The sequence below is a fragment of the Bradyrhizobium forestalis genome (genome assembly GCF_002795245.1).
Classification (GTDB): domain Bacteria; phylum Pseudomonadota; class Alphaproteobacteria; order Rhizobiales; family Xanthobacteraceae; genus Bradyrhizobium; species Bradyrhizobium forestalis.
The window spans coordinates 1-695 of record NZ_PGVG01000128.1 but is presented as its reverse complement, the minus strand read 5'-3'; the positions used below and the strand labels follow the sequence as shown (position 1 = coordinate 695).

The following is a 695-nucleotide window of genomic DNA, read 5'->3' as shown; positions in this document are numbered from 1 at the left end:
TAGGCGTTGATCAAGTCGGCAAGGTGAGCTTCGAGCTGATCGTGTCGATCGTAGTAATAGCGTTGGACGGTCGCTTCCTTGATCGTGCGGTTCATGCGTTCGACCTGGCCATTGGTCCAGGGATGCTTGATCTTAGTCAGCCGATGTTCGATCCCGTTCTCCCGGCAACGCATGTCGAACATATGCGTCGCGTATCTTGCTGTCGGGCCGTCCGCATAGCGCGGTGGGAAGGTGAACTGGATCCCATTGTCGGTGAGAACCGTGTGGATCTTGTAGGGGACGGCCGCGATAAGAGCTTCGAGGAAGGCCGCGGCCGAGGTCCTTCCCGTCTTCCTGGCTGAACTTGCTGGTGCGATCGATTGCGACGTAGAGGTAGAGCTTGCCTTCCGCGGTCTGGAGCTCGGCGATGTCGATGTGGAAGTAGCCGATCGGATAAGCCTTGAACTTCTTCTTCGAGGGCTTGCCACAGCCGACTTCCGGCAATCGGCTGATGCCTTGACGCTGGAGGCAGCGATGCAGGGATGACCGCGTCAGATGCGGGATGGTCGGCTGCAGCGCATAGAGGCAATCGTCGAGTGGCAGCAGCGTATGCTGCCGGAAAGCAACGATGATCGCCTCCTCCTCGATGGAAAGGACAGTCGACTTGGCTTCCTTGGGGCCAGTCGAACGATCGGTGACGGTCTCGCGCTGCTTCC

Annotated in this window: 1 pseudogene; it reads right to left on the bottom strand. The window is 59.0% G+C overall.

What is annotated here, in order from left to right:
- Window positions 1–695 (bottom strand): annotated as a pseudogene (locus CVM73_RS38790) (integrase core domain-containing protein); the annotation flags it as partial.